The sequence below is a fragment of the Chryseolinea sp. H1M3-3 genome (assembly GCF_029360725.1).
In the GTDB taxonomy this organism is placed as follows: Bacteria; Bacteroidota; Bacteroidia; order Cytophagales; family Cyclobacteriaceae; genus Chryseolinea.
The window spans coordinates 602,146-627,393 of sequence record NZ_JARKMY010000018.1; the positions used below are offsets into that span (position 1 = coordinate 602,146).

Genomic DNA, 25,248 nt, shown 5'->3' on the forward strand with positions numbered 1-25,248 from the left:
CAAACCAATCATAACAATATCTGGCTATAATTGTCAGCCTTCTATATTTTAATGTTCCTATGAATTATCATTCACAATCAATTGCCGAAACAGCAGAAGCACTAAAAACCAGCCCGGCGGGTCTAAGCACCATGGAGGCAAAACAGCGGATGGAGAAACATGGGAAAAATCTTCTCGAAGCAAAAAAGAAAAAGACCATTATCAGCATGTTATTAAGTCAGCTGACCGATTTCATGATTTTGGTATTGGTAGCTGCAGCTGTGGTGTCTGGTTTCATAGGCGACTTGACAGATACGATTGTTATCCTGGCTATTGTAATTATTAACGCAGTCATAGGGCTGGTCCAGGAATGGCGTGCTGAGAAGGCAATGGAAGCATTAGAAGGTATGGCAGCCAGTCAGGCGCGAGTGCAACGTGATCACCAAACTATCGAAATAGATGCCGCCGATTTGGTACCTGGAGATGTAATTCTGGTTGAGGTTGGCAACATCATTCCTGCGGATGTGCGATTCATAGAAACATATACATTAAAGGTAGATGAATCTTCTCTTACCGGCGAATCTGTTAACATAGAAAAAAATATTGAACCGCTACCTGAAGGTGACTATCCGCTGGGAGACCGGCTTAACATGGGATATAAGGGTACAAATGTTACGAATGGACGTGCTTCTGCATACGTGGTGGCTACTGGCATGAATACGGAGTTGGGTCGAATTGCAAAGATGATCCAGACGGAAGAAATAAAGACCCCTCTTCAGAAAAAGTTGAATGCCTTTGGAAAGCGTTTAACGATCATCATATTAATCTTATGTGTCGTTTTTTTTCTAGTCGGTTGGTTGCGCGGTCAGCCATGGTCTGTTATGCTCCTAACATCAATCTCGTTGGCGGTCGCGGCCATTCCGGAAGCATTGCCGGCTCTCGTCACCATTGCGCTTGCCCTGGGTGCGAAACGCCTCGTAAAAAATAACGCGCTCATTCGTAAACTTCCGGCAGTAGAAACACTCGGGTCCGTTACCTACATATGTTCCGATAAAACAGGCACCTTGACATTAAACAAAATGACTGTTCAGGAAATTTATGAAGAAAAGAAAACAACTGATGAACTGAGCAATCGATTAGGAAGTAACGTTTTGCTTCATGCTATTGCATTAAATAACGACGTAACAAAGGACAAAGAAAATAAATGGGTAGGTGAATCAACTGAAGTTGCATTAGCACAATATGCCTTGGAAAATGACCATGACCGGTTTGCCCTGGAACGAAAGTTTAAGCGTTTAGCTGAATTGCCTTTTGATTCAAATAGGAAATGCATGACGACACTTCATCAAACCGAATCAGGGGTTATCGCTATCGTAAAAGGCGCTGTTGAAGTTTTGTTCGGAAAATTAAAAGAGGAAGAGAAGAAATTGATTCCGGATTTGGAACTCCAGGTTAAACTAATGGCCGAAAAAGGTTACAGAACCTTAGGGTATGCGATTAGGATATTTGACCAATCCCCTGCTGAATTTACGCCTGAAAAGATAGAGACTTCTTTAACATTCATTGGGTTCGCCGGAATGATTGATCCGCCTCGCGAAGAAGCGAGGAAAGCAGTTGCTGAATGCAAGAGTGCAGGTATCCGTGCCGTGATGATAACCGGTGATCATAAACTCACCGCAAAAGCAATAGCAGAAAGTCTGGGCATCGTTGCCTCGGAAAAAGACATCGTGCTCACCGGGCCGGAACTTCAAAAGATGAATGACGAAGAGTTTCTTTCAAAGGTTGAAAATATTCGTGTTTATGCCCGGGTAGATCCGGCACAAAAACTCCGTATCATCAGTGCGCTACAATCAAAACATCATTTTGTGGCCATGACAGGTGATGGGGTCAACGACGCACCAGCACTTAAAAATGCAGACATCGGTATCGCGATGGGTATAAATGGAACTGAGGTCTCAAAAGAGGCAGCGCATATGATCTTGTTGGACGATAATTTTGCCACGATTGTCGTCGCTGTAAAACATGGTAGGCGAATATTTGACAATATTCTTAAGTTCATTAAGTATATCATGACGGGAAATTCTGGGGAGATATGGGCCCTCTTCCTCGCACCACTGGTAGGCTTACCCATACCGTTACTAGCGATTCACATCCTTTGGGTGAATCTTATATCTGATGGACTGCCGGGTTTAGCGCTGGCTTCAGAGCCCTCGGAAAAAAATATCATGAACCGTCCTCCCCGGCCTCCGGGTGAAAGTGTTTTTTCAAAAGGAATGGGATGGCATATCTTATTTATTGGATTTCTCATTGGAATAGTAACGATGGGGATACAGGCGTGGGCCATAAACAATGACTATAACCACTGGCAAACCATGACATTTACCGTGCTCTGCTTTAGTCAGCTTGGCCATGTCATGGCTATCCGCTCTTCTCACCGATCAACCTTTGCCCTGGGCGTGTTTTCCAACAAACCAATGATTCTCGCACTGCTCATTACAGTTATGCTGCAAATGATGATTATTTACGTGCCCTTCTTCAATAAAATATTTAAGACAGCTCCATTAACGTGGTCAGAACTTCTTATTACAGCAGCCGTCTCGAGCATAGTGTTCTGGGCTGTCGAATTGGAAAAACTGATTCGAAGGAGGCGATCCAGAAACCGTACTGTTCAATAAATTCCGATTTGAATCTCGGTTACATTTGCATCAGGGTTTTGGAAATCGGAGTTGATATATATTTCCCTGTTCATCATCGAAGGTTCCATTTTGTGTTTGGTAATGAATTGCATCATCTTGTTATAACTGGACGGAATTTCATTCCAGCCACCTTCGTGAATTGTTGTAACACATTTGAATGGCTCCGATCTTTTAAAATGCAGTTTACCATCATAGTCGGGAACGATTGCCGATACAGGCAACGCAATTTCCAACGTAAACGGCTTTTGATTGTCGGTGAACCCGAAATAATGCCAATGAATCGGCCCTGTAATGTGTAATTGCAATTGGACAGCTTCCTTAAATAATTCCTTTGCGATAGGAACAAGATTAATAAGGTTGTCCACCGTTGTTTCGGTTCTGTAAAAAATAAAGTTGATGGGTTTAACTTCTTTGACTAGCATATGCGTGTGTTTAAATTTTACGCTAATCAAAGAAGTTAGTATGACAACCCTGTGTCAGCAGAAAAAACTTTGAGCTGTAATTCACATCTTAAATTCTTGCCATTTGGCAACATCACTGCGAATTACTTTTGACTCAATTAAACGCTTACACTTTCTTCAGCAAATACCGGATAATCTGTGTAACCTTTTTCCCCCGGCGTGTAGAGTGTGCTTGCATCAAGCTTAATATTTAGCGGCAGGCTCCTTTGAAAACGATGGACTAAATCCGGGTTGGTGATAAATGGCTTTCCAAAACCGATAAGATCGGTAACGCCGGCAGAAAGATCCTGGTGTGCTTTTGACAAGTTATATCCACCTGTAAACAAGAGGGTATTTGAAAATTCTTGGCGTATTGATTTTTTTAGCTGTGATGGGACATGAGGTGCTTCTTCTGCACCATGGTCGAGTAAATGAAGATACGCTAAGCCCAATGTGTCTAATTGTTCGGCAAGGTATGTGTAGGTCGCATCGATCTCAGGATAATGGGGCATATCATTAAACACACCATATGGAGATAATCGAATCGCCGTTTTATCACCTCCAATAGCAATACTTACTTCCTTTGCCACTTCAAGAACAAAACGGGTTCTGTTTTCAATATTTCCACCATACTCGTCTGTCCTTTGATTGCTGTGTGGTGATAAAAATTGTTCCAGCAGATATCCATTCGCCGCATGAAGCTCAATCCCGTCAAAACCCGCTTCAATCGCATTTATAGCGGCTTGAACAAATTCCGACTTCGTTGCCAGCAATTCTTTGTAAGATAACGCTTGGGGTATGGGTAGATCTAATAAGCCTTGCTGGTCGGTCCACATCTGGCCTTGCGCTCGAATGGACGACGGTGCCACGACACGTGCGCCCTCGGGTAGGTTATGCGCATGCGAAATACGACCGGTATGCATCAGTTGGGCAAAAATCCTTCCACCGTTCTCGTGCACTGCGGCAGTAATAGGCTTCCATGACTGCACTTGTTCCTTGGAATAGAGCCCAGGAATACGGGCATAACCCAGGCCATTGGGTGAGGGTGATATCCCCTCTGAGATAATCAAACCGGCCCCAGATCGCTGAGCATAATAATCAGCCATCAGGCTGTTTCCAAGATTGTTAATTGCGCGGCTGCGGGTCATAGGCGCCATTACCACACGGTTTGAAAGCGTGATGGAGCCGAGGTTGTGAGTTTTAAATAAGTTGTTTTCCATACTAATTAATTGATTGGTTTATATATTTAAATGTGTCGATTAGTTTAAGCATAGCTATTCCTCCAGGGAATTACCCTGTTCACTTACTTTTCGAAAGTTTTACCTAATTACCAAAACATTAATACATTTAAATAGTTCGATGTATTTAGGTAAAAAATTTTAGGTTACCCTAAATTGTGAACCTATAGTATTTAAATAATCCTTCATCAACTGATCATTCAACGTGTATTTATGATTTCGTCCTTCCTTTTCGGGCTCTATCAATCCTGCCTCAATCAGAATTTTAACATGGTGGCTTATAGAAGGTTGTGTTAAATCAAGTACATCCTGTATTTCCGAACACTGTCCCGAACCGCCTTTCTTTGATATGTGTTGCAAAATTTTTAGTCGATTTGCATCCCCCAAAGCCTTAGAAATTTTTTCAACCTGTTTTAAAGTAAGCACAGACGTATCGAAGAATTTAAATGTATTAATATAAATCTAATACGCAAAGGAACCTGAAAAAGTTGCAATCCTCAAAATTGACCCAAAAAAAAATATCACATTTCCATCCTTAAATCAGTCCATTGGCGGATATCATGTGCATAATGGGTGATCAGTATTAAAGTAGTGTCCCCTTTCAAATGCGTCAATAAATAACGCGTTAACCGTTCCTTTTGAAAATCATCCAAAAATTGAAAGGGCTCGTCCAGCAGCAGCAACTCCTTTTCAACTAAAAAACAGTTCATGATCATCAAAAGCTGCAATTCTCCGGAAGAGAGGAACCTCATGGGTTTTTTGATAAACTCCTCAGCATGAAAATATACAATAAGGCCGTTTAGTACTTCTTCATCAAGCTTACTATGAACATCCCTAAAATAATCTTTTCCGGAAATAGACATTCCTTTGTGATTTAGGTAACTGATTTGTTCTGGTCCAAGATAATTGATTCGTTTTTTTATATCCCAAATGGACTCGCCTGAGCCGCGGCGTTTGCCAAACAAAAAAATACGTTGCGCATAGGCCTGGGGATGATCCGCAAAGATCATACTGAATAAAGTCGTTTTACCAGCACCGTTACGCCCAACTAGCGCCCAACGTTCACCTTTGCTAACTTTCCAGTTAAAGTTTTCGAAAATGATTTTGTCACCGTATTTCAATTGAACATTTTGCATTCGCACGACCTCTTCAGCATCATTACCATGAACTTTTGATGTCAAAGAAATCATAGCATCATGCCCATGTATTCCAGAAATGTAAGAGCGATCGACTTTCTCAATTTCAAAATTATTCAAGAACAACCGTCGATTAATACAGGCTGGAAGATGATGATGATGGTCTACAAGGATAACCTGAACATGATGGTGGCTCGACATAAAATCAATAAACTCACAAAGATTCTCCCGGCTTTCAAAATCCAAGCCTTCGAAAGGATAGTCCAATAAAAGAAGCTTCGGTATCCCCTTTAAAAAATTGCGTAACAATAAAAGTTTCTTGAGTTGTCCGTTCGACAACTTCGTTACTTCAACATCGAGTAAATGGGCGATGGATAAGCTCGCTGGCATATTTAGCTTATCCATTTTGTTCACGTTTTCCCCCAGCATTGCTCTTACTGTTGCAATGTCTTCATCACCCAGATCATAGTAGCGTTGTTGATAATATAGTTCCTGACCGCCCTTGATAAAGTTATCCAAAGCATGCGCTGGAATGTAGTTTATTTGTTTTCGTTTTTCATTGTAGCGTTCCTCCCACGTATCACCAGCAATGAAATCGTAGCATATTTCTCCGTTAGGAAAATGCAACACTCCAGACAGCGCCTCCAATAAAATTGTCTTACCACTTCCGTTAACACCAGTGATTACCCAGTTTTCATTATTTTGAATTTCCCATGAAAAATTCTTAAACAGGCAACGGCCCGATTTTACCACATCAATATTTTTAATCACTATCATCCGTTCAAAACTATAAATGTTTTTACTGATACGTTTAAAAAATTTCCCTGAAAACAGTTAAAAGTTTCCTAACTACGATTTGCTATCTTTAGTGTACGTACAGCTTGGGATTAACTCAAGAAAACTAGTCTGTTGTGAATCATTAATACTATTAATCTATGGGCACTTTAAAAATCATTGGTCAAATTGAACTCAATCAATTTTGGCCCGACGGCTTGTCGGATGCTGACACTTCCAGTATTCTTGTTTCTGTTGACCAGGACTCTTTTTTTTACAGAAAAGATAATCAATCGGCATATCGAAAAACAAAAGTTTTTTATGATGCTTCAGTCGTTGGAAAGAGTAAAGCGAAGTTTGTGAAAAACCACAAAATTAAGGTCCGCTTTCAAGGCATTGACGCGCCGGAACTTCACTATAAAGCACCCGCTCTGCAAAACGATCCCAGTGTTACCGCTACAATGCGAAAGGAATACAACGAAAAAAATAAAGAGTTCCGTCAAAACTTAAGTGAATCAGCCGCATTCGCACTCAGGAAATTCTTAAAAAGTATAGATGATACAATCGTTTCTTGTGAAGTATTGTCATACAATGTAGAGAAACCTCGCGAAGTTGTCGATACGTATGGAAGGTTTGTGGCAAACGTGAATGTAAAAAAGAAAAACAAAACATACGATCTGAATGTGTGGCTTGCCCAAGAGGGCTGGGTGGCTCCAACCTTTTATACTTCAATGACAGAAAGTGAAATGAATGAAATACTAAAAGCCGCCCGAAGAGGGAAAAAGAAAAATCGGATTTGGAAATATCTCCGAGATGATACTAGCATTTTCAAGTATCGTCAGCAATTCCGAAAAGGTATAACCGATTTTACTCTTGGTGATGACTTCGGTGTTCTGCTGATGCCAAAACTCTTTAGACGGCAAGTTGCCTATGAGATGCAAAAAAAGGTTGGCCAGTTTTCAGGAACAATTTCTGAATTTCTTGCCAAAAGCAAAGATCCGTTTTACAAATTAGAGGATTTCATACAAGAAAATTATGACGCAAAGTTGTACTACATCGATGAGTTCTTCAATGGGAAAAAATTTCAGCTGAGTCCGGAAGCATTGGTATTCCGCGAAAAATATAGCAATGTTGTGAATGAAGATGGTGCAGAAATAACTAAATGGTCGTAGCTCAGAAACCACGCGAAGCAGGGTATCGACAGATCATTCTTAAACAATTTCCTTGAAAAGCTGATTATACAATAAATATAAAACCATGTCAGCAAATTTTATAGCAAAAGCTTCTGTTAACATTGCCGCTCCGGCATCACGTGTTTGGGATGCCCTTACCAATCCTGATTTAATAAAACAATACTTTTTTGGAACACAGGCAGTATCAGATTGGAAGGAAGGAAGCACGCTTGAATTTAAAGGTGTTTGGGACGGCAAAACGTACCTTGACAAAGGTGTGATCTTAAAAAGTCAACCCGAAAAGTTATTTCAATATACTTACTACAGCTCTTTTTCAAACTTACCGGATGCGCCGGAAAACTACTCTAATATTTCCTATGAACTTGACGAGGAAAACGGTGAAACTGCGCTGACGATAAAACAAGAAAATGTTGCCAACGAAGAAGCTCGCAAACATTCAGAACAAAACTGGAATCACGTGCTTAAAAGTTTAAAAGATTTACTGGAAAAATGATTTTCACTTTCGTCCTCCCCACCGCATCTTCATGTAGCGGTCACCCTGCTTAAGTTCGTCCAGCATCTGCTTAATTCTTTTTTGTTTTGTTGCTTCAAGTTTTGCACGCGAAATCCATCCCAAATAATCATTCTGTTGGTAAGGAGGACGTGCTTTGTATTTCTCCAGCAAACCATTTTTGACCAGCAGTGCACGGATACCTCTCGGCATCGGGTTTAAAATTCGCTTCAGTGTTTGTTTTTTTGTCGATTGCACTTTCATTGACAAGTATCTAAAGTTATGCTAAGTGAAAAAGAAATAAGTTACTTGGCGTGTTTGCTGGCGCGACTCTTGATTCCAAAAGCGGCGAGCAACAAGCCAAGAATTTGCAAATGGTTTATAAATTTGTTCAATGCGCCGACTTATCCGTTTTCTTTTATTAAGACCAATCCTATGGCTCGTGAATACGTTTTCATCGTCACCAAATCGTGAACGGATTTATGATGCACTCACGACATTAATGAATCGACTTCAAACTGATCCCGGAAAAAAAGGTTTTGTAATTCCGCTTGAAATTAACACAGGCAAATTTATTTTGTTTTCTGACCAGCATAAAGGAAGGAAAAATGGAGCGGACGATTTTGTCCTTGCAGAAGCTAATTATATAACAGCGCTAAACTATTATAATCAGCAAGGTTATCATCTTATTTGCTTGGGAGATTGCGAAGAGTTGTGGAAAAACACTTTACATCAGGTAAAGAAACACAATACACCTTCATTTGAAGTCGAAAAAAAGTTTGCAAAAAGAAATGCGTTCACTAAAATTTTCGGCAATCACGATTTGGATTGGGAGATCAACCCCACTGCAGGAAATGATTTGAAAGAGTTATATGATACTGATGTTGCCGTAATGGAAGGTGTAATGTTGCAGACCATGATTGAAAAACGTGCATTCAAAATATTTTGTACCCACGGACATCAAGGAGACATTCAAAGCGACGGAAATTTATTCAGCAAGTTTTTTGTCTCAAAAATATGGGCACCGTTGCAAGCCTACCTCCGCATAAATCCCAATACGCCTGCTTACAACGCTACTTTAAAAACCGAGCACAATACTATTATGTACGAATGGTCGTCACAACAGAAAAACCTGCTGCTTATCACTGGCCATACCCATCAACCCGTTTTCGAATCGCTGACACATCTGGAAAGGCAACGAAGGGAGGAAGCAAAAAAACAAAATCACGCTAACCCAAGCACGCCATTTAATCTCGAATATTTCTCAAAAATAAAACCTACATACTTTAATACAGGATGCTGTTGCTATGATGATGGAGACATAACCGGAATAGAAATATCCGATGGATCTATCAAGCTAGTCAAATGGGAAGAAAACGAGCACACAAGTTCACGCATTGAGTTAGAGAAAATATCTTTGCTAGAATTAGTAAACCAACTCGCATTATCCAATAACGCCTAACGGCACCTGTAGGGCAGCCGGTTGGAGCCGGCATTTTAAAAAAGGGCATTAAAAGCCAGTCACAAGGCCTGGGCGCGGCGTACCTGATATTATTTAAAGTTCGGCGAACTAACTAGAGTGTAAACTGGTTGTCATTCAGTTAGTGTCAGTAAATTTTATATCTTTGCACTTTCAGTCCTCCGAATTCCGTAAAAAAAGCGTTTCTGCGCTGCGTTAACAAGAGGCCTTTTAACAATTAGAAGCTTCTTGCACCTAAAACAAACACATGTCATTCGAAAAATTAAATCTCATTGAGCCGATTTTGCGTGCCCTCAAAAATGAAGGGTATACAAAACCAACACCAATTCAAGAACAAGCTATTCCACTCATACTGGAAAGAAAAGACCTTTTGGGCTGCGCTCAGACCGGTACTGGTAAAACCGCCGCTTTCGCGATACCTATTTTACAACTACTCCATCAGGACGAACTTTTCGTAAAAGGCCCGGCTGGAATTAAAGCTTTGATTCTAACGCCGACACGCGAACTCGCGATTCAAATCGGAGAAAGCTTTGCCGCCTACGGAAAGCATCTGCGCATAAGCCATACGGTAATTTTCGGAGGCGTTTCACAACGGTCGCAAACGGATGCGCTACGCTCAGGTGTCGATATCCTGATCGCGACGCCAGGCAGATTGCTCGACCTCATGAACCAACGCTTTGTAAAACTCCAAAACTTAAAGATGTTGGTATTGGATGAAGCGGACCGAATGCTGGACATGGGTTTTATTCACGATGTAAAAAAGGTGATTGCGCGTATCCCGGAGAAACGGCAAACGATATTCTTTTCGGCTACTATGCCTTCGGAAATTGCAACCTTAGCAAATACCATTCTGAAGAATCCTGCGCGCGTTCAAGTAACACCCGTATCATCAACAGCCAACACGATTAAACAAGCAGTTTACTTTGTTGAGAAAAAAGACAAACGAAAATTGCTGTTGCATTTACTTCAAGATAGAACAATCATAACAGCATTGGTTTTTGCACGCACCAAGCACGGCGCCGACCGCGTTGCCAAAGATCTTGTGCAATCTGGTATACGTGCAGAAGCGATCCATGGAAATAAATCTCAAGGCGCACGCCAACGTGCATTGAGTAATTTTAAATCACAACAAACCCGTGTATTGGTGGCAACCGATATCGCTGCACGCGGAATAGACGTTGATGATCTATCGCATGTAATCAACTTTGAGTTACCAAATGTTCCTGAAACCTATGTTCATCGTATTGGACGTACAGGCCGTGCCGGAGCAAATGGAATTTCCTTGTCATTTTGTGATGAAGAGGAAAAAGAGTTTCTGCGCGACATTCATAAACTGATTCAAAAAACAATACCCGTTGTTGAAGACCAACCGTACCACATGACTCACGTGGGCATGCCACGGCCACAACCTCAACAACGTTCACGTTCTTCTTTTAAGGCAAGGAATAATTCTTCCGCCAGAAATTCAGGGCAACAGTGGAACAGCAGGGATCGACGCGAACGCGATAATCAACGCTAAGACTATAGCAAAAAAAGAGGCTCCAAAAAGGAGCCTCTTTTTTTATTTATCTAAAATTATTTAGCAGCAAATCTCTTGGCTACTTCATTCCAGTTGACAACGTTCCAGAATGCGTTTACATAATCTGGTCTGCGATTTTGATAATTTAAATAGTAAGCATGCTCCCAAACATCAATACCAAGAATCGGCTTACCTTTTATTTCAGCTACGTCCATCAGAGGGTTGTCCTGATTTGGTGTAGAGGTGATCTGTAATTTTCCACTGCTATCCGCAATTAGCCATGCCCAACCGGAACCAAAACGTCCGGCAGCTGCGGCTGCAAATTTCGTTTTAAACTCATCAAAGTTTCCAAAGGCGGCATTAATGGCATCAGCAACAGCACCAGAAGGTTTGCCGCCCGCGTTGGGTCCCATAATAGTCCAGAAGAAGCTATGATTCCAATGACCACCACCATTATTACGAACAGCCACAGGATACTTCGAAATATTTTTACAGATTTCTTCAATGCTCAAATTTTCTTCGGGTTTGCCAGCTACTGCGTTATTCAAGTTCGTGACATACGTATTATGGTGTTTGCCATGGTGAATTTCCATGGTGCGTGCATCAATATGAGGTTCAAGCGCATTAAACGCATAGGGAAGTGCAGGAAGTGTGAATGCCATAATTGATAATAGATTTTTTAGGGTTAAACATTAGTTTCAAGCGGGCTCAAATATACAACCATAACTTCATCCTGAAAACGGACTGTCATGGGTAATGCTAGTGGGTCGCTTGTTTTAAAACGGCAAATCCTCCGAAGTGTTATTGGAATCTGCCATAAACGGCTCATCGGCTGGTGGTGGTGGCATGTCCGAATTACTACTTCCGCTTCTATCAAGCTTCCATGCTCTCGCTTCTGTATACCACCGACCATTATATTCACGGCTCTCCAGCTCGATTGATGCATTAATGGATTGACCTACAGCGACATTAAACTGGTCCACTTTATCGCCCCAAACCGAAAGACAAACCTTCTTTGGAAACTGACCTTGGGTTTCCACAATGAACTCCTGTTTTTTCCAGGGACCTTTTTTGCCCATACCCGATTGAAGCGGCAGGAGCTGAACTACTTTTCCTTTTAATTCCATTTTATTACTTATTTACTTTCTAATTTCTTTAAAAAATCCATCGATCAGTTTTTTGCACTCTTCCGACTTGATTCCCTTAATGACTTCTGTTCGCGGATGTAACAATGGCGATTTCACCAAAGTAAAACCGCGTTGTACGTCAGATGCACCAAAGACTAATTTTTGCAATTGCACCCAATGCAAGGCACCCGCACACATAGCGCATGGTTCCAATGTGACATATAAGGTGCACTCATTTAAGTATTTTGATCCTAGGTGGTTAGATGCTGCCGTGACCGCTAACATCTCTGCATGCGCAGTGGCATCCGTCAACTTTTCCGTTTGGTTATGCGCCCTGGCGATGACACGATTCTTACAGACAACAACAGCGCCAACTGGAACTTCACCAATTTCAAATGCTTTGCTAGCCTCTTTAAGGGCTTCACGCATAAAATATTCATCGGTATACAATTCCATAAGATGGCAAAGCTAAGGAAGTTAAGTGTAAGCAGAAAAGCTTAACGCGGAAAGCTTAAGAACGCCAACAACGCAAAGATTTATGACTGCAGTGACTCTTAAGACACTGTTTGGCTCATTTCACCTTAATATTCTTCATCATTGCCCGAGCCGTTTCCTGCCAATCTTGCTTGTCGCGACGTGAACAATTGAATGAAAACACCAGCGTCTTTCCGGGCTGAATAAGATATTGGATATACGTGTATTTCAAAACAGGATCCTGAAAACCTTCTTGTCGCGTTCCATTTAGTCGTGAATCAAACTCAAAAAAGATAAATTTCTTCTTATTCACTTCGCGAATACCTTCTTCAATCATTTCAACCCGGTCGAACATACTCATGACACTCGCTTTAAAAAATTTCTGCGCCATTTCTAAGTCTGTTTCACCCCATTGGGTGGCAGAAATATTTACGCTAAAATCGATGGTTCTGTCCAGGTTGGTATAAGCCGCCAACGGCGCTCGCACTGAGGGATATCGTTGTGTAAAATCCAATGCATCCATGGCATTCCATCCTTGAGGAATGGATACTGTTATAGCGTCATTTACTTTTGTTTTTACCAGCTTGGGACGATCAGCCGCCACTAAAGCCAACGCTATCAAAAAAAACCATTTGCCTAATACACTTTTAATTTTTTGCATACACTTACGATACTAAAGTATTGTTAAATTCGCGCCAACTGTCGCATGGCAGGCAAAATTAATTAAAACTCAGATGTTACGGACGCATACTTGTGGTCAATTGAGATTATCGGATGTAAATAAAACAGTCACGCTTGCCGGTTGGGTTCAACGCTCAAGAGATAAAGGAAGCGTCCTTTGGGTGGATTTGCGTGACCGTTATGGTTTGACTCAATTAATGTTCGAGGAAGCTAAGACCAGCGCCGATGTCATCTCTTTGGGGAGAAGCCTAGGACGTGAATATGTCATCCAGGTCGACGGCGTGGTCGTTGAAAGACTTTCCAAAAATGACAAAATACCTACCGGTGAAATTGAAGTTAAAGTCACCAAGCTCACCGTCTTAAATGCTGCAAAGCTCCCACCTTTCACCATCGAAGATGATACTGACGGCGGTGATGAATTGCGGATGAAATACAGATACCTCGACTTGCGCAGAAATCCTGTTCGTGAAAGTCTGCAGTTACGCCACAAAATGGCTCAACACACAAGAACATACCTTGATGGACAGCAATTTATTGAAGTTGAAACACCAGTCCTGATAAAATCTACTCCGGAAGGGGCGCGCGATTTCGTGGTGCCTTCAAGAATTCACCACGGTGAATTTTATGCGCTGCCGCAGTCGCCGCAGACGTTTAAGCAATTGCTCATGGTTTCTGGTTTTGACAGGTATTATCAGATCGTAAAGTGTTTTAGAGATGAAGATTTACGCGCTGATCGTCAGCCTGAATTCACACAGATCGACTGTGAAATGTCTTTCATCACTCAGGAAGATATTTTAAACACGTTTGAAGGATTGATCCGTTACCTTTTCAAAAACGTAAAAGGAATCGACCTTCCGGAAGTTCCAAGAATGAAGTATGATGATGCCATGAAGCTTTATGGGTCCGACAAACCTGATACACGGTTTGAAATGAAATTTGTGGAGATAACAGAGCTAACCAAAGGAAAAAATTTTCCGGTATTCGAAAGTGCAGAACTGGTGGTAGGTATAAATGCCAAGGGTTGTTCGGAATATTCTCGCAAACAAATCGATGAGCTTACAGAATATGTTAAGCGGCCCCAGATTGGGGCGAAAGGATTGGTATATGTTCAGTATAGAACCGACGGCACCATTAAGTCTTCCGTTGACAAGTTTTATTCTTCGGAAGAATTGAAACAATGGGTTGAAAGATTCAACGCACAGCCTGGTGATTTAATGCTGCTGATGGCCGGCGAAGCTTTTACAACAAGAAAACAATTAAATGAACTTCGTTTATTGATGGGCGATCGATTAGGCTTCCGCGATAAAAATAAATTTTCAGCTTTATGGGTTCTTGATTTTCCACTGCTTGAATGGAGTGAAGAAACCAATCGTTATCATGCGATGCATCATCCTTTTACGTCTCCTAAGCCGGAAGATATTAAGTTGTTGGATACAGATCCGGGGCGGGTTAGGGCAAATGCGTATGATATGGTTATCAACGGGACAGAAGTTGGTGGTGGTTCAATCCGTATTCACGATAGGGCTACACAACAAATGATGTTTAACCACCTGGGGTTCACGGAAGCGGAGGCAAAAAAACAGTTCGGATTCTTAATGGAGGCTTTCGAATTTGGTGCTCCTCCGCATGGCGGCATTGCTTTTGGATTCGACAGGCTCTGTTCAATTTTTGGTGGCGCTGATTCGATCCGTGATTTTATTGCTTTCCCTAAGAACAATGCGGGTAAAGACGTAATGATTGATACGCCCTCTACAATTTCGGATGAACAAATGAAAGAACTCGGTTTGACCGTAGTCAATACAGAAAGCGCAAAGCAGAAAGCTTAACACTGATCTTTGAGAAAGCCTATTGTTTCAATTTCAAACGGCTGAAGAAACTTGAAACACACTTGTTAAGCGAAGACGTTACGTTTCTTGTCAACGTGGTTTACATGGCGTGCTGATAGCATCGTCTTGCCCCTATTTCTTCTAACCGCACTTGACTGCCAGCAGTCAATGCCAACTCCGTATTCACACTAAAGATAACTCAGCCACCATTTGCTCCGTTGTTCGGCTTTGTACTGATCGTACCATTTGCACAGGGGGTATAAAATTATGACAACACCGAACCACACCAGGTACACAACCCACAGGCTGAAGCCGTATCCTACAAGATTAGGTGAGCTTGTTACCCAAGTATCAAAAATCATATCCGACGCATCATATCCGGTAAGTATCGCAGCAATTACTGCTAGAATGTGAATAAGATACAAATGCAATAAATAATAGAACATTGGTACCCGTCCCAATATTTTAACACCCTGCGACACACGTCCCATAAAGTTTTCTGAGATCGCAAGAAAAATTATTGCTGGCCCGAGCGTTATCAATAGGTAAAGCAATGAAGGCGGATACTTTGTCACGTTTAAGAAAGAAAGAACTGTAAAAACCGGACTTGGCTGAATAGACCAGGGATTCGGATCGCCATACGCATTGATAAATCTGAGCAACACAAAAAGTAGGACTAAACTTGAACCCAGATAAAGCAGTATTTCTCTTCGTGCAGATTGCGTATAAGTACCTTCAAAAAAAATTCCAAAACAATACCCAACTAACATCACCCCGACCCATGGCACAAGTGGATAACCTACGAAAAGAAAATAGTTTTCCGACAACGAAAATCCCTGGAATTGGTGAACGATGGACCATGCGATGGCGTCCATGCCATTACCTTCCACATGAATGGAATCTAACGCGTTGTGGCCCACGATCATCAATATACCGAGCAGCAATGTTACCTTAAATGGTAAATGAATGCACATGGCCAGCACGATCATTCCGACGCCCAGCGCCCATATTACAAAGAGGGTAATCAATGAGAACTGAGCATTGAAAAACCACGCGAAATTTACGATCGTGAGTTCAAGGAAGACCAGCCAAAGCCCACGTTTTAGCAGGAAAACGGATAGTTCATTTTTACTTCTTCGCAGCCCGACGAAGAAAGCCGAAGTACCTGCTAAAAAGATGAACACAGGTGCACAGTAATGCGTGATCCACCTTGTGAAAAATAAAATTACACTTGTCTTGGACAGGTCTGTGGGATCATATAAAAATGCATCTGCATGAAAATAATCGCGGACATGATCCAGCGCCATAACAATCATAACGATGCCTCGCAATAAATCGATGGATTCAATCCGGGCTGTTTTTGTCATAAAACAATAGATACGAAGATTAGAATGGAGGGTTGATCAAAACCCGAAAAATTGTTTATCAAAGGAAAAGAGAATTCAAGAAAATTGTACTACGGAATCTTGCTCTTTTTCTAAAGGAGAAAATCAATTAACAACAACATCAAAGCTTCAACAATTTTTCTGGCAATGCTGTGATCTCTTCAACTTCCAGGTTCCGATAAAAAATTTCCGCTCCTTCTGACTGAATCTGGATCTTTCCCTTATTTAAAGGCTTATCTCCGCTCCCATCAGGCTGACGAAGGTTATGCAATATCATCACAACTTTTCCATTCACGACATGAATACTGGTATCATTAAAACAGTAAAGGTCAATGACATTCCATTCCCCTGACGGTTTTTCTGCGTCAGGATACTTCACGCAATTTCTTCCATTCGGACCTTTATCACGAAAAGTAAGCAACGGTGCCCCTGCTGTATATATAAATTTATTTGACCCTTGCTTTGTGGCTGGCACATCGGCGAACGCTCCGCCGCATCCCCAATAATCACCACAGTCTCCTTCCTGAATTTGAAACTCATGCGATCTCATCCAGAATGCCCCATCAGCCCCATGCGGTCCTACCGCATGATATAATAAACCACTATCACGTTTCGCATTTCGCTTCGGTGCAAACTTCAAATGTCCCCATTTAAATTCGAGGCGCAGATGATAATTTGAAAATTCCTGTTTTGTTGAAATGCCTCCAAAATTTTCGCCGGAGACCCGAATGGCAGGTGTACCATCTTTTTGTACCACAGTAAAAACCTGACGCGGGTCTTTATTCAGACCAATAGGTGCACCGCTAAAGTCCTGTTTAAACGAATCATACAACGGCCCAATGTAAACATCCCACCCTTTCAAGTCTTTACCATTAAAAATGGGCTTCATTTTCTGAGGGGAAAATGTTGTTGTAAGCATTGATATCGCAAAGAATAGAACATGGCATGAATAAAACATAATCTTAAAAGTTAGCAATGCCAATTTAAAACTTCTGGATGACTGTTAACCAAATGTTATGTAACCGAAAAAAATACAAAATATCTATAAAAGAATGAACATTCATTTATATTTGCACAAACAAAATGCGCACGAGAGACGAACATAAAGAAGCTGCCATCCGCGAAAAAGCGCTTGTTATGGTAGTAAAAGACGGATTTGACGGCCTAAGTATGCAAAAACTAGCCAAAGCCGCTAACGTATCGCCTGCCACGATTTACATCTACTTTAAAGACCGCGATGATTTAATTATACAACTGTGGCTTGAGGAAATGAAAAAAATGGCGAATGCCACATTGGTGGGATTTGATCCGGCGATGCATTTTGAAGAAGGCCTGCGGATTCAGTGGCTTAACCGTGCCAAGTTTTGTATGGAGAATCCAGCGAGCATGCATTTTTTGGAACAGATGAAATTCTCTCCATACCACGAGATGTGTATGAAAAAAATGGACAACACATTTATCAAAGCCATGGGCGAATTTGTTCATCACGCTATCAATAGAAAAGAAGTAGTCAAATTGCCAGTTGAAGTCTATTGGTCAATCGCGTTTGCGCCTTTATATCAGCTCGTTAAAATGCATATGTCGGGACGAGGATTACGCGGGGGCAGTGAGAAATTTGTACTAGACGAAAAAATCATGAATCAAACGCTCAAGCTTGTACTAAAAGCGTTGAAACCTTAGCCGATCGAATGGAGTTTAAAAATCAAAATATGGCAACGAATCACTACACCGATATGCTTTCAGAAGTGCTGGTATTTAAAACCAATATTTCAACGGAGAGACAACTTGAAAGTGTCAGCACTATTCTCTCCTCCGTGCAAAACATCATTCAATGGAACGTTGACCGTAAAGATATTGACAATGTTCTGCGCATAACGTGCGAACAACTGTCGCCAAATACCATTATCGAAGCGTTGAGAAAAGCCGGTTTTGAATGTGAGGAGTTACCAGATTGACTTTTATATAATCAAACTTTGGTCTCAATAGCATGAATCGTAAACACTCAATACACAATATTTAAAATACTTTTCTTCTATGAAGGAAAAAGTTTTCAGCAGATACGAAGTTTTTGTTATTGCCATGGTAACCATCGTACAATTTACTGTTGTACTCGATTTTATGGTGCTCTCCCCGTTGGGCGCGATTTTGATGCCGGAGTTAAATATTACGCCAGCCCAATTCGGCATGGTGGTGTCAGCCTATGCATTTAGCGCTGGTGCCTCCGGGTTACTGGCAGCAGGTTTTGCCGATAGATTTGACCGAAAAAAACTCTTACTCTTCTTCTATGGTGGATTTATTATCGGAACCACATTCTGCGCCGTGGCGCCCGATTATCACGATTTAATGCTGGCCAGAATTATTACCGGGATATTCGGTGGCGTTTTAAGTTCCATAAGCTTCGCTATCATTACCGACTTATTTAAGCTCGAAGTTCGCGGGCGGGTTATGGGATTTGTCCAAATGGCCTTTGCTTCAAGCCAAGTACTTGGCATACCCATAGGGTTGTATTTTGCAAATCTTTTCGGATGGCATTCGCCGTTCATTATGCTTGTCGGGATTTGTGTTGTTGCCGGTTTGCTGATCATCGTGTTTATGCGGCCCATCGATGCGCATTTAAAGATTCCTTCAACAAGAAATCCATTTCAACACCTCATCAAAACTATTTCGAAATTAGACTACTTGCGCGCCTTTGCTGCAACCACGTTGTTAGCAACTGGAGGGTTTATGTTGATGCCGTTTGCCAGCGCATTCAGTGTGAATAACTTGGGAATCACGTTAGAACAACTCCCGATGCTGTACATGGTGACCGGAGTTTTTTCAATGATTACCGGTCCACTCGTCGGGAAATTCAGTGACCAGGTTGGTAAGTATAACATCTTCATGATCGGTTCATTGATAACCATGGTTGTTGTTGGAATTTATTGCAACCTTGGAATAACCCCCCTTTGGATCGTGCTTGCGCTGAATGTTATCATGTTTGCTGGAGTGTCTTCCCGTATTATCTCATCATCTGCATTACTAACTGCCGTACCCCTGCCACAAGACCGCGGCGCATTCATGAGTATTAATTCTTCTGTACAACAAATTTCGGGAGGCATCGCTACTTTTATTGCCGGATTGATTGTTGTTCAAACTCCAAATGGAAAACTTGAACATTACGATACGCTAGGTTATGTAGTGATTGGCGCTATGCTGATAACAATTATCATGATGTATACCATTCACGTGTATGTTGAAAAGAAATCAAAATCAGTTATAAAACCTCAACCCGCTCCTGTGAGTCCCGACTAAAAAAGAATTAAATAAATTAAAAACAGGAGTAACAAAAGGAGTACGCCCCATCTCAGTCCTTTAGATGACGTTGTAAATTCGTAGTTACAGACAGGACAAATCTTACTTTTCACATCCACCTGCATCGCGCATGATGGGCATTCTTTAGTTTTCATAAAAATTTGAAATAGAATTCAATTTGAACAATCTGTTTGAAACAAACGCTGCTATCTCCGGTTAAAATATATATTTCAATTACAAGAACACAGACATCCGAATATTTAACGCAAACCCTATTATGAGCCAGGCATTTGTACGTGAAGGTGATGATCAATGGCTAAGCGATATTGGCCCGTCACTACGCGCCCTTATCATTTTTTTGACGCGCGAAAACAATGGAATTGAAGTGTATGAACAAAAAAGCTACACCGGTTCCGACGGTAGGACAATCCATGTTATGAGCAACGGACTATCTTATACAAAAGATGATAAAAGTAAATGGCAAGTTGTTAATTGATGACGGAAATAAAACGACATTTTTTATGTTAATATAGTAAGTGAATAACATGCCGTTTCGGTAAAAAAGACACTGATAAATTTTTAGATTCTGATAATAAATGCCACATCTTACGGGAGACTTTTAAAAGGCAAAAGGTGTAGATTGAACGTCACAATCACTAACCTAAACTCCCATGAAAAACCGTAGTTTATTTCCGTTTTTCGTTATGGCATTGGCATTACTTTCCGTCCAATGCCTTGCCCAGCAAATCACAACACCAGCGCCGAGTCCTGCAGCTGTAGTCACACAAACTGTTGGCATTTCAACTGTGACGGTAAAATATTCACGACCTGCTGTTAAAGGACGAGAAGTCTGGGGCGCGCTGGTGCCTTATGGATGGACAGCTCAGCCCTTTGGAAACCTGAAAGAAGCTCCCTGGCGTGCTGGTGCAAATGCAAATACGACAATCGAATTTTCTCACAACGCTAGGGTTGAGGGCAAAGAAGTTCCAGCCGGTGTTTACGGTTTGTTTTTTGTGATCAATAAAGACAACACCGGAGAAGTAATTTTATCCAAGGATAACCGGTCATGGGGAAGTTTTTGGTATGAGGCTAGCCGAGACCAACTACGCGCGCCCATTAAAATTCGAGATGTGGCCTTTACCGAACTGTTGACATTTGATTTTATTTCCCTTGATAAAAATTCCACAGAGCTTGTTCTTAATTGGGAGAAAAAACAATTTCCGATTGCCATACAATTTGCTGTAGATGATATTGTCATGGCTAACGCCACCGAAGAACTGAAGGGTACCGTCGGCTTTACCTGGCAAGGTCCTTCCAGTGCTGCGAATTATGCACTGCTTAACAAAGTGAACATGGAGCAGGGAATGATTTGGGCTGACCGTGCCATCGCTCAAAATAAAAATTTTACAACCCTCAACATCAAGGCAGGGCTCTTACAGGAAACAGGGAAGGTTGCTGAAGCTGAAAAATTAAAAAAAGAGGCAATTGCCCTGGCGACAGAAAACGAACTTAATATCTACGGATACCAACTCCTTGGCCAGACACAATTTGATAAAGCGATCGAAGTTCTCAAAATTGCTACGGAACGATTTCCTAAAAGCGCCAATGCCTGGGATAGTTTAGGGGAAGCTTACGCCTTGAAAGGGGATACTAAAAACGCCATCATTAATTTCAAAAAATCTCTTACCATGAACCCCCCGGAAAATGTGAGGGCAAATTCTGAAAAATATCTCAAACAATTTGGGGCTCTATGATGCTCCCATATCCCGCCGGTTTGTCTTTGGGCCGTACGTCAAGTCTCAATTTTAGCAGGAATTTAAGCGATTTTATATAAAAAGTGCTCCTCGAATGTGGAGTGCTTTTTATTTTCTGTTTCTTTGTGCCCGTAAAATAAAATACTTACTATGAGATTGATAATTGTTTGTTTGACGGTGTTGATTAGTATGCCATTGTTTTCTCAATCCAAAAAAGAATTGATTGCTGAGGTTAATACATTAAAATCACAAATAGCAGAATTGCAAAAAACCAAAGAAGCTGATACCAGCAATGTACATAAAAAAGCAAGTTACGGCCTGGGCGTAATCATCGCGACAAACCTAAAAATGCAAGGTGGCGACTCTCTTGACATCGAAACGCTTAACATCGCTTTAAGAGATACGTATCAGGGAAAAACTTTGAAAATGGACGCACAAAAAAGCTCCATGGTTGTGCAGCTATATATGCAACAGATGATGGCAAGAAAAGCTGCAGAAGCCCAACAGGAAGGCAAATTTTTCTTAGAAAAAAACAAACAAACCGAGGGTGTAAAAGTCACTGCGAGCGGCCTGCAGTATAAAGTTTTGAGCGCTGGAGCGGGCACGGGCAAAACTCCCGCTGCAACTGATAATGTAACGGTTCACTACACTGGTAAATTGGTAGACGGTACGGTCTTCGATAGTTCGGTACAGCGGGGCAAGCCAGAAACTTTTGGTGTGGGTCAAGTAATTCCGGGATGGACTGAAGGCCTACAATTGATGCACGAAGGTGATAAATGGATGCTCTATATTCCAAGTGAACTCGCTTACGGAGAACAAGGTGCCGGCGGACAAATTCCGCCACACGCTACATTGATTTTCGAAGTGGAGTTGATTAAAGTGAATTAGGCAGTTGGCAGAAGCGGTTGCAATATGCTATCGCCTATATTTTAAAATCGGTCAAGTCGTTAACCATTTTAAAAATTTTCCCCACCATGTTTTGGGGGGCTCTTGTAATTGGGCAGTTGACATTTCTTCCGTTTCCTCTCGCATGAACCTTGCAGCTTTCGTGGGTTGCTGGTTCTTCACTTTCTTCAAGTAGTTTTGAGTGCGTTTTTCCTTTTGCAGTCTTAGCACTTCGTCCCTTTTTTTCTTTGCTTCAAGTTCTTCCTCCTCCCGTTGTTTTGCAATCGGGTTTTTGGCTGGACGAGGTTGTGTTTTATGGTTCGAATTTCTTTTTTCTCTCTTAAGCTCTTTTGGAGGTTCGGTGGTGTTATCGTCTGCTATGGACTCATCTGATTTCTTTTTTATCTCGGGAAGTTCAATTTTTCCGAGAACCTTCAGCCCGGACAATTCCACCTTCGGCGCTTTAATAACTTCAATACGTTCAGCGTCTTTTTGTACCGTAATACTGTCTGGTGGAAGCACCGCTTCTTCAATAGAAGCCTTTACAGCGTCTACAGGTGCAGGAGGTACAGGATCAGGCAACTCAACCTCCTGGATATCCGTTTCAGCCATGTCCTCAAGGTGAACATGAGGAGCAAAGTGCTGCACGGCCAACGTAGCATGCGCTGCCGCTACCTTGGTGTTCGTACCTGTGTCGATGTGAATATTTTTCGTAGCCAGGAATTCGACTACTTCGATTGGCCTCACTTCCAGTTTTCTAGCCAGCTGTCCGAGCCTCATAAAAAAGTGCTTTCGATTTCATTCGCACAAATATACCGTGGACGAAACGATTAAAAAACAGGGTATAAAAACTTAATAGGATATCGAAATGAGCGAACGGTAGCCACCGGCCATTTCCTATTGGTACTTATAAGAACCTATGCTTGTCCCGAACCTGGCTTTATAGGCTTGAGAAGTCTGTGCAATAAGTTCGTTCATGGAGGTCAGCGAAGTAATCTTCCACAATAAATAATAATGGCTTTTCTCTGCTGGATTAAAATTCGAATGGCTATTGATAAAGTTAAAAGCGATCTGTCCCAATTCCTTTTGAGTAAGGTTGTAAAGAAAACTATTGATCAGTTTTAATTCCTCACAATAATTCGGCGTAAATCGTGCAACATAATCTTCGAAACGGTTAGCGCCTTTCGCTTCGTATAAGTCTGCAAGGATTTTTCCGATCCTCGAAATGACATAGGCATTCTCTGGATACCGGTTATACAACTGTAACGCATGGTATAGTGATAAATCGTATTCTTTATTTTTATATGCACTCTCCACCGTTTCAAAAGCTGCAATTTCTGATACCGCATTTACAAATTCCACCGATTGGTTAATGGCATTACCATGTTGGTTTATCAGGTAAGTGGTCAATATATTTTTCCGTGAGTCAATCGTCGGGTGAGTTTCAATAGAGTCAGCTGAATACAAAAAAGTACCCATATATTTCTTACTGTAAACCGTCAGGCGGTCGTTCAACCAATAATCCTGAAAGGGATAATTTTTAAAATGAAAAGGTAGAAATAACTCTGCACCAATTTCATACTTAGGGGACTGAGCACGTTGCAAGATGGAAAGTGCAGCAGAAGCCTCCCGCTCATCATATCGTGCATTGCGTAAGAGGATCAGCGCCATAGAATCTGCCCTCAATTCGTTGTTACGGCTATCTTTACTGTAGTCATAAATAAGCCGGCGAAATTCATCAATTTCATTCTTCACAATCCTCCCTGAAATAATTCTTATCGTTTGCTCACGCGCTTTATCTTCCAGGTCTAGATCAGCTTCCTGCACAATACGGGTTCTGATATGTCCCAGCTCATCATGCGCTAGTTCATGCGCAAGAATAAATGCCAACTGATTCTCATTTTCTATCCGAGCGAGTAGGCCTACCGTGACTGCATAGATTCCTTGTCCATAACACACAGCATTTACGTGCGGACTGGACAGTATGAGCACGCGCCTGGGATAAGACTGCAACGCGTTTTGGTCTACGATCTTACTCAAAATGTTTGAGACATATGTTTCCAGTGAATCATCTTTGATAAAAGCGCCATCGAGTACCTTTTCCATGAAAAGCATTTTTCGATCAAAGTTGATCTGTCTGACTTCTCGGTTACCAGACATGATTTTGTTCTCTTGCTCAAACTGAGATTCTAACCCTTCGATCAGTTCCTTGGATAATTCTGAATGGGTCAGGCGAGGATTATAATGTGATACTAATTGTGCGTTCGAAAAATTTGAAATCAACACGAATATCATTACCAGGAAACTGCAACGATAATCAGACATAGAGGCCGTTTTCATAAATCGAGAGGTTAAGCAACTGATTTTATTGAACTATCAAACGATGATTTTTCACGGGGTAATCTGTTTAGCTCTTTTTGAACCTTAAAAATTTCTTCCAAGGGAAGATTGAGCTCCTTATGATATATCGTGTAAATTAATTGCCACTCCATTTTATCCATAAAGCCATCGCCGTTAGCAACCACACACAGCCAGGCAACGACCCGGATTTGTTGGTTACGGTCTAATTTTTTAAGGGCTTTAATGCAATCCGAAAGTATAGCTGACGGATCCTTAGACTTCAAAAATTCTAATTGAACCTGGAAGTCCTCTTCATCAAATCGTTCAATCTTAACGAGGTTTTTGCCAGAACACCGTTCATGATCGTTTACCTGCCCATCGGCATATATAAGAATGAAATACAACTGCGTGAGGATCGACTTGTAGCTCATGGTTATTAAGAGAGTTTTGCATCTCTACTGGAAAAATAATGCCATGCAAAAAAGCCGCGAAAGCAATGTAAAATCGAGCTTTTATTTTATCAAAATTTCCAATTTGGGA

At 41.4% G+C, this 25,248-nt stretch carries 26 protein-coding genes; 12 read left to right on the forward strand and 14 right to left on the reverse strand.

Features of this window, described 5'->3' with window-relative positions; genetic code table 11:
• Positions 1-59 precede the first annotated feature (59 nt).
• Positions 60-2,654 carry a calcium-translocating P-type ATPase, PMCA-type gene (locus tag P2W71_RS26560; protein WP_276374467.1) on the forward strand — a complete coding sequence of 865 codons (2,595 nt, stop codon included), beginning with the start codon at positions 60-62 and terminating at the stop codon, positions 2,652-2,654.
• Here the strand turns inward: P2W71_RS26560 and P2W71_RS26565 are convergent.
• From P2W71_RS26565 to P2W71_RS26580, 4 genes are all read right to left on the reverse strand, one after another.
• Positions 2,648-3,097, reverse strand: coding sequence for a GyrI-like domain-containing protein (locus P2W71_RS26565; RefSeq protein ID WP_276374468.1), 450 nt, complete (start codon positions 3,095-3,097; stop codon positions 2,648-2,650). The two genes, P2W71_RS26560 and P2W71_RS26565, sit on opposite strands and share 7 nt — an antisense overlap.
• A gap of 137 nt (positions 3,098-3,234) precedes the next feature.
• Complete coding sequence (locus P2W71_RS26570) at positions 3,235-4,335, reverse strand: alkene reductase (protein WP_276374469.1); 1,101 nt, start codon at positions 4,333-4,335, stop codon at positions 3,235-3,237.
• A gap of 159 nt (positions 4,336-4,494) precedes the next feature.
• Positions 4,495-4,779, reverse strand: coding sequence for a metalloregulator ArsR/SmtB family transcription factor (locus tag P2W71_RS26575; RefSeq protein WP_276374470.1), 285 nt, complete (start codon positions 4,777-4,779; stop codon positions 4,495-4,497).
• Between the two features lie 95 nt (positions 4,780-4,874).
• Positions 4,875-6,260, reverse strand: coding sequence for an ATP-binding cassette domain-containing protein (locus P2W71_RS26580; protein WP_276374471.1), 1,386 nt, complete (start codon positions 6,258-6,260; stop codon positions 4,875-4,877).
• A 164-nt stretch (positions 6,261-6,424) separates the two neighbouring features.
• Here P2W71_RS26580 and P2W71_RS26585 point away from each other — a divergent pair, with 164 nt between their 5' ends.
• Together P2W71_RS26585 and P2W71_RS26590 are read left to right on the forward strand one after the other, a co-directional pair.
• Positions 6,425-7,435, forward strand: coding sequence for a thermonuclease family protein (locus P2W71_RS26585; RefSeq protein WP_276374472.1), 1,011 nt, complete (start codon positions 6,425-6,427; stop codon positions 7,433-7,435).
• 85 nt (positions 7,436-7,520) lie between these two features.
• Positions 7,521-7,949, forward strand: a complete 429-nt coding sequence (locus P2W71_RS26590; RefSeq protein WP_276374473.1) for an SRPBCC family protein — start codon at positions 7,521-7,523, stop codon at positions 7,947-7,949.
• Between the two features lie 3 nt (positions 7,950-7,952).
• Here P2W71_RS26590 and P2W71_RS26595 read toward each other — a convergent pair whose 3' ends face one another.
• On the reverse strand, positions 7,953-8,210 hold the full coding sequence (locus tag P2W71_RS26595) for a YdeI/OmpD-associated family protein (RefSeq protein ID WP_276374474.1): 258 nt from the start codon (positions 8,208-8,210) through the stop codon (positions 7,953-7,955).
• 130 nt (positions 8,211-8,340) lie between these two features.
• Between P2W71_RS26595 and P2W71_RS26600 the strand changes: the two genes are divergently transcribed.
• Both P2W71_RS26600 and P2W71_RS26605 read left to right on the forward strand, forming a co-directional pair.
• Complete coding sequence (locus tag P2W71_RS26600) at positions 8,341-9,408, forward strand: metallophosphoesterase (protein ID WP_276374475.1); 1,068 nt, start codon at positions 8,341-8,343, stop codon at positions 9,406-9,408.
• Positions 9,409-9,673: 265 nt separating this feature from the next.
• Positions 9,674-10,945: a DEAD/DEAH box helicase gene (locus P2W71_RS26605; RefSeq protein ID WP_276374476.1), complete on the forward strand. Its 1,272-nt coding sequence runs from the start codon at positions 9,674-9,676 to the stop codon at positions 10,943-10,945.
• A 56-nt stretch (positions 10,946-11,001) separates the two neighbouring features.
• Here P2W71_RS26605 and P2W71_RS26610 read toward each other — a convergent pair whose 3' ends face one another.
• The 4 genes from P2W71_RS26610 to P2W71_RS26625 all read right to left on the reverse strand — a co-directional run bounded on the left by P2W71_RS26610 (position 11,002) and on the right by P2W71_RS26625 (position 13,207).
• Positions 11,002-11,607, reverse strand: coding sequence for a superoxide dismutase (locus tag P2W71_RS26610; protein ID WP_276374477.1), 606 nt, complete (start codon positions 11,605-11,607; stop codon positions 11,002-11,004).
• A 114-nt stretch (positions 11,608-11,721) separates the two neighbouring features.
• Entirely contained in the window at positions 11,722-12,072 is a 351-nt protein-coding gene (locus P2W71_RS26615) for a DUF3127 domain-containing protein (RefSeq protein WP_276374479.1), read from the reverse strand.
• Positions 12,073-12,084: 12 nt separating this feature from the next.
• Positions 12,085-12,528, reverse strand: a complete 444-nt coding sequence (locus tag P2W71_RS26620; protein ID WP_276374481.1) for a nucleoside deaminase — start codon at positions 12,526-12,528, stop codon at positions 12,085-12,087.
• Between the two features lie 115 nt (positions 12,529-12,643).
• Positions 12,644-13,207, reverse strand: coding sequence for a hypothetical protein (locus tag P2W71_RS26625; RefSeq protein ID WP_276374482.1), 564 nt, complete (start codon positions 13,205-13,207; stop codon positions 12,644-12,646).
• 73 nt (positions 13,208-13,280) lie between these two features.
• On the opposite strand from P2W71_RS26625, the gene aspS reads away from it, so the two are divergent.
• Positions 13,281-15,053, forward strand: a complete 1,773-nt coding sequence (aspS, locus tag P2W71_RS26630) for an aspartate--tRNA ligase (protein ID WP_276374483.1) — start codon at positions 13,281-13,283, stop codon at positions 15,051-15,053.
• Between the two features lie 188 nt (positions 15,054-15,241).
• On the opposite strand, the gene P2W71_RS26635 is transcribed toward aspS, so the two are convergent.
• Positions 15,242-16,420, reverse strand: coding sequence for a heparan-alpha-glucosaminide N-acetyltransferase domain-containing protein (locus P2W71_RS26635; protein ID WP_276374484.1), 1,179 nt, complete (start codon positions 16,418-16,420; stop codon positions 15,242-15,244).
• A gap of 139 nt (positions 16,421-16,559) precedes the next feature.
• Complete coding sequence (locus P2W71_RS26640) at positions 16,560-17,327, reverse strand: DUF1080 domain-containing protein (RefSeq protein WP_276374485.1); 768 nt, start codon at positions 17,325-17,327, stop codon at positions 16,560-16,562.
• A 194-nt stretch (positions 17,328-17,521) separates the two neighbouring features.
• Here P2W71_RS26640 and P2W71_RS26645 point away from each other — a divergent pair, with 194 nt between their 5' ends.
• From P2W71_RS26645 to P2W71_RS26670, 6 genes are all read left to right on the forward strand, one after another.
• Positions 17,522-18,118 (forward strand): TetR/AcrR family transcriptional regulator, encoded by a 597-nt coding sequence (locus tag P2W71_RS26645; protein ID WP_276374486.1) that lies wholly within the window; start codon positions 17,522-17,524, stop codon positions 18,116-18,118.
• Positions 18,119-18,147: 29 nt separating this feature from the next.
• A complete protein-coding gene (locus P2W71_RS26650; protein ID WP_276374487.1) occupies positions 18,148-18,393 on the forward strand; it encodes a hypothetical protein in 246 nt (81 codons plus the stop codon).
• Positions 18,394-18,472: 79 nt separating this feature from the next.
• Positions 18,473-19,729, forward strand: a complete 1,257-nt coding sequence (locus P2W71_RS26655) for an MFS transporter (RefSeq protein WP_276374488.1) — start codon at positions 18,473-18,475, stop codon at positions 19,727-19,729.
• 277 nt (positions 19,730-20,006) lie between these two features.
• Positions 20,007-20,225, forward strand: a complete 219-nt coding sequence (locus P2W71_RS26660; protein ID WP_276374489.1) for a hypothetical protein — start codon at positions 20,007-20,009, stop codon at positions 20,223-20,225.
• Between the two features lie 175 nt (positions 20,226-20,400).
• Positions 20,401-21,483 (forward strand): DUF2911 domain-containing protein, encoded by a 1,083-nt coding sequence (locus P2W71_RS26665; protein WP_276374490.1) that lies wholly within the window; start codon positions 20,401-20,403, stop codon positions 21,481-21,483.
• A 150-nt stretch (positions 21,484-21,633) separates the two neighbouring features.
• A complete protein-coding gene (locus tag P2W71_RS26670; RefSeq protein ID WP_276374491.1) occupies positions 21,634-22,371 on the forward strand; it encodes an FKBP-type peptidyl-prolyl cis-trans isomerase in 738 nt (245 codons plus the stop codon).
• A gap of 51 nt (positions 22,372-22,422) precedes the next feature.
• Here P2W71_RS26670 and P2W71_RS26675 read toward each other — a convergent pair whose 3' ends face one another.
• From P2W71_RS26675 to P2W71_RS26685, 3 genes are all read right to left on the reverse strand, one after another.
• Positions 22,423-23,148 (reverse strand): hypothetical protein, encoded by a 726-nt coding sequence (locus tag P2W71_RS26675; protein WP_276374492.1) that lies wholly within the window; start codon positions 23,146-23,148, stop codon positions 22,423-22,425.
• Positions 23,149-23,265: 117 nt separating this feature from the next.
• On the reverse strand, positions 23,266-24,708 hold the full coding sequence (locus P2W71_RS26680; RefSeq protein WP_276374493.1) for a M48 family metallopeptidase: 1,443 nt from the start codon (positions 24,706-24,708) through the stop codon (positions 23,266-23,268).
• Between the two features lie 11 nt (positions 24,709-24,719).
• Positions 24,720-25,139 (reverse strand): TerB family tellurite resistance protein, encoded by a 420-nt coding sequence (locus P2W71_RS26685; protein ID WP_276374494.1) that lies wholly within the window; start codon positions 25,137-25,139, stop codon positions 24,720-24,722.
• Positions 25,140-25,248 lie beyond the last annotated feature (109 nt).

Bases quoted from the DNA above. Each gene is read 5' to 3' on its own strand.
- P2W71_RS26645 (WP_276374486.1), top strand. From the start codon at position 17,522: ATGCGCACGAGAGACGAACATAAAGAAGCTGCCATCCGCGAAAAAGCG.
- P2W71_RS26600 (WP_276374475.1), top strand. From the start codon at position 8,341: ATGCGCCGACTTATCCGTTTTCTTTTATTAAGACCAATCCTATGGCTC.
- P2W71_RS26570 (WP_276374469.1), bottom strand. From the start codon at position 4,335: ATGGAAAACAACTTATTTAAAACTCACAACCTCGGCTCCATCACGCTT.
- P2W71_RS26640 (WP_276374485.1), bottom strand. From the start codon at position 17,327: ATGAAGCCCATTTTTAATGGTAAAGACTTGAAAGGGTGGGATGTTTAC.
- P2W71_RS26565 (WP_276374468.1), bottom strand. From the start codon at position 3,097: ATGCTAGTCAAAGAAGTTAAACCCATCAACTTTATTTTTTACAGAACC.
- P2W71_RS26595 (WP_276374474.1), bottom strand. From the start codon at position 8,210: ATGAAAGTGCAATCGACAAAAAAACAAACACTGAAGCGAATTTTAAAC.
- P2W71_RS26660 (WP_276374489.1), top strand. From the start codon at position 20,007: ATGAGCCAGGCATTTGTACGTGAAGGTGATGATCAATGGCTAAGCGAT.
- P2W71_RS26685 (WP_276374494.1), bottom strand. From the start codon at position 25,139: ATGAGCTACAAGTCGATCCTCACGCAGTTGTATTTCATTCTTATATAT.
- P2W71_RS26585 (WP_276374472.1), top strand. From the start codon at position 6,425: ATGGGCACTTTAAAAATCATTGGTCAAATTGAACTCAATCAATTTTGG.
- P2W71_RS26615 (WP_276374479.1), bottom strand. From the start codon at position 12,072: ATGGAATTAAAAGGAAAAGTAGTTCAGCTCCTGCCGCTTCAATCGGGT.
- P2W71_RS26590 (WP_276374473.1), top strand. From the start codon at position 7,521: ATGTCAGCAAATTTTATAGCAAAAGCTTCTGTTAACATTGCCGCTCCG.
- P2W71_RS26605 (WP_276374476.1), top strand. From the start codon at position 9,674: ATGTCATTCGAAAAATTAAATCTCATTGAGCCGATTTTGCGTGCCCTC.
- P2W71_RS26655 (WP_276374488.1), top strand. From the start codon at position 18,473: ATGAAGGAAAAAGTTTTCAGCAGATACGAAGTTTTTGTTATTGCCATG.
- P2W71_RS26665 (WP_276374490.1), top strand. From the start codon at position 20,401: ATGAAAAACCGTAGTTTATTTCCGTTTTTCGTTATGGCATTGGCATTA.
- P2W71_RS26620 (WP_276374481.1), bottom strand. From the start codon at position 12,528: ATGGAATTGTATACCGATGAATATTTTATGCGTGAAGCCCTTAAAGAG.
- aspS (WP_276374483.1), top strand. From the start codon at position 13,281: ATGTTACGGACGCATACTTGTGGTCAATTGAGATTATCGGATGTAAAT.
- P2W71_RS26675 (WP_276374492.1), bottom strand. From the start codon at position 23,148: ATGAGGCTCGGACAGCTGGCTAGAAAACTGGAAGTGAGGCCAATCGAA.
- P2W71_RS26610 (WP_276374477.1), bottom strand. From the start codon at position 11,607: ATGGCATTCACACTTCCTGCACTTCCCTATGCGTTTAATGCGCTTGAA.
- P2W71_RS26635 (WP_276374484.1), bottom strand. From the start codon at position 16,420: ATGACAAAAACAGCCCGGATTGAATCCATCGATTTATTGCGAGGCATC.
- P2W71_RS26625 (WP_276374482.1), bottom strand. From the start codon at position 13,207: ATGCAAAAAATTAAAAGTGTATTAGGCAAATGGTTTTTTTTGATAGCG.
- P2W71_RS26560 (WP_276374467.1), top strand. From the start codon at position 60: ATGAATTATCATTCACAATCAATTGCCGAAACAGCAGAAGCACTAAAA.
- P2W71_RS26670 (WP_276374491.1), top strand. From the start codon at position 21,634: ATGAGATTGATAATTGTTTGTTTGACGGTGTTGATTAGTATGCCATTG.
- P2W71_RS26680 (WP_276374493.1), bottom strand. From the start codon at position 24,708: ATGAAAACGGCCTCTATGTCTGATTATCGTTGCAGTTTCCTGGTAATG.
- P2W71_RS26650 (WP_276374487.1), top strand. From the start codon at position 18,148: ATGGCAACGAATCACTACACCGATATGCTTTCAGAAGTGCTGGTATTT.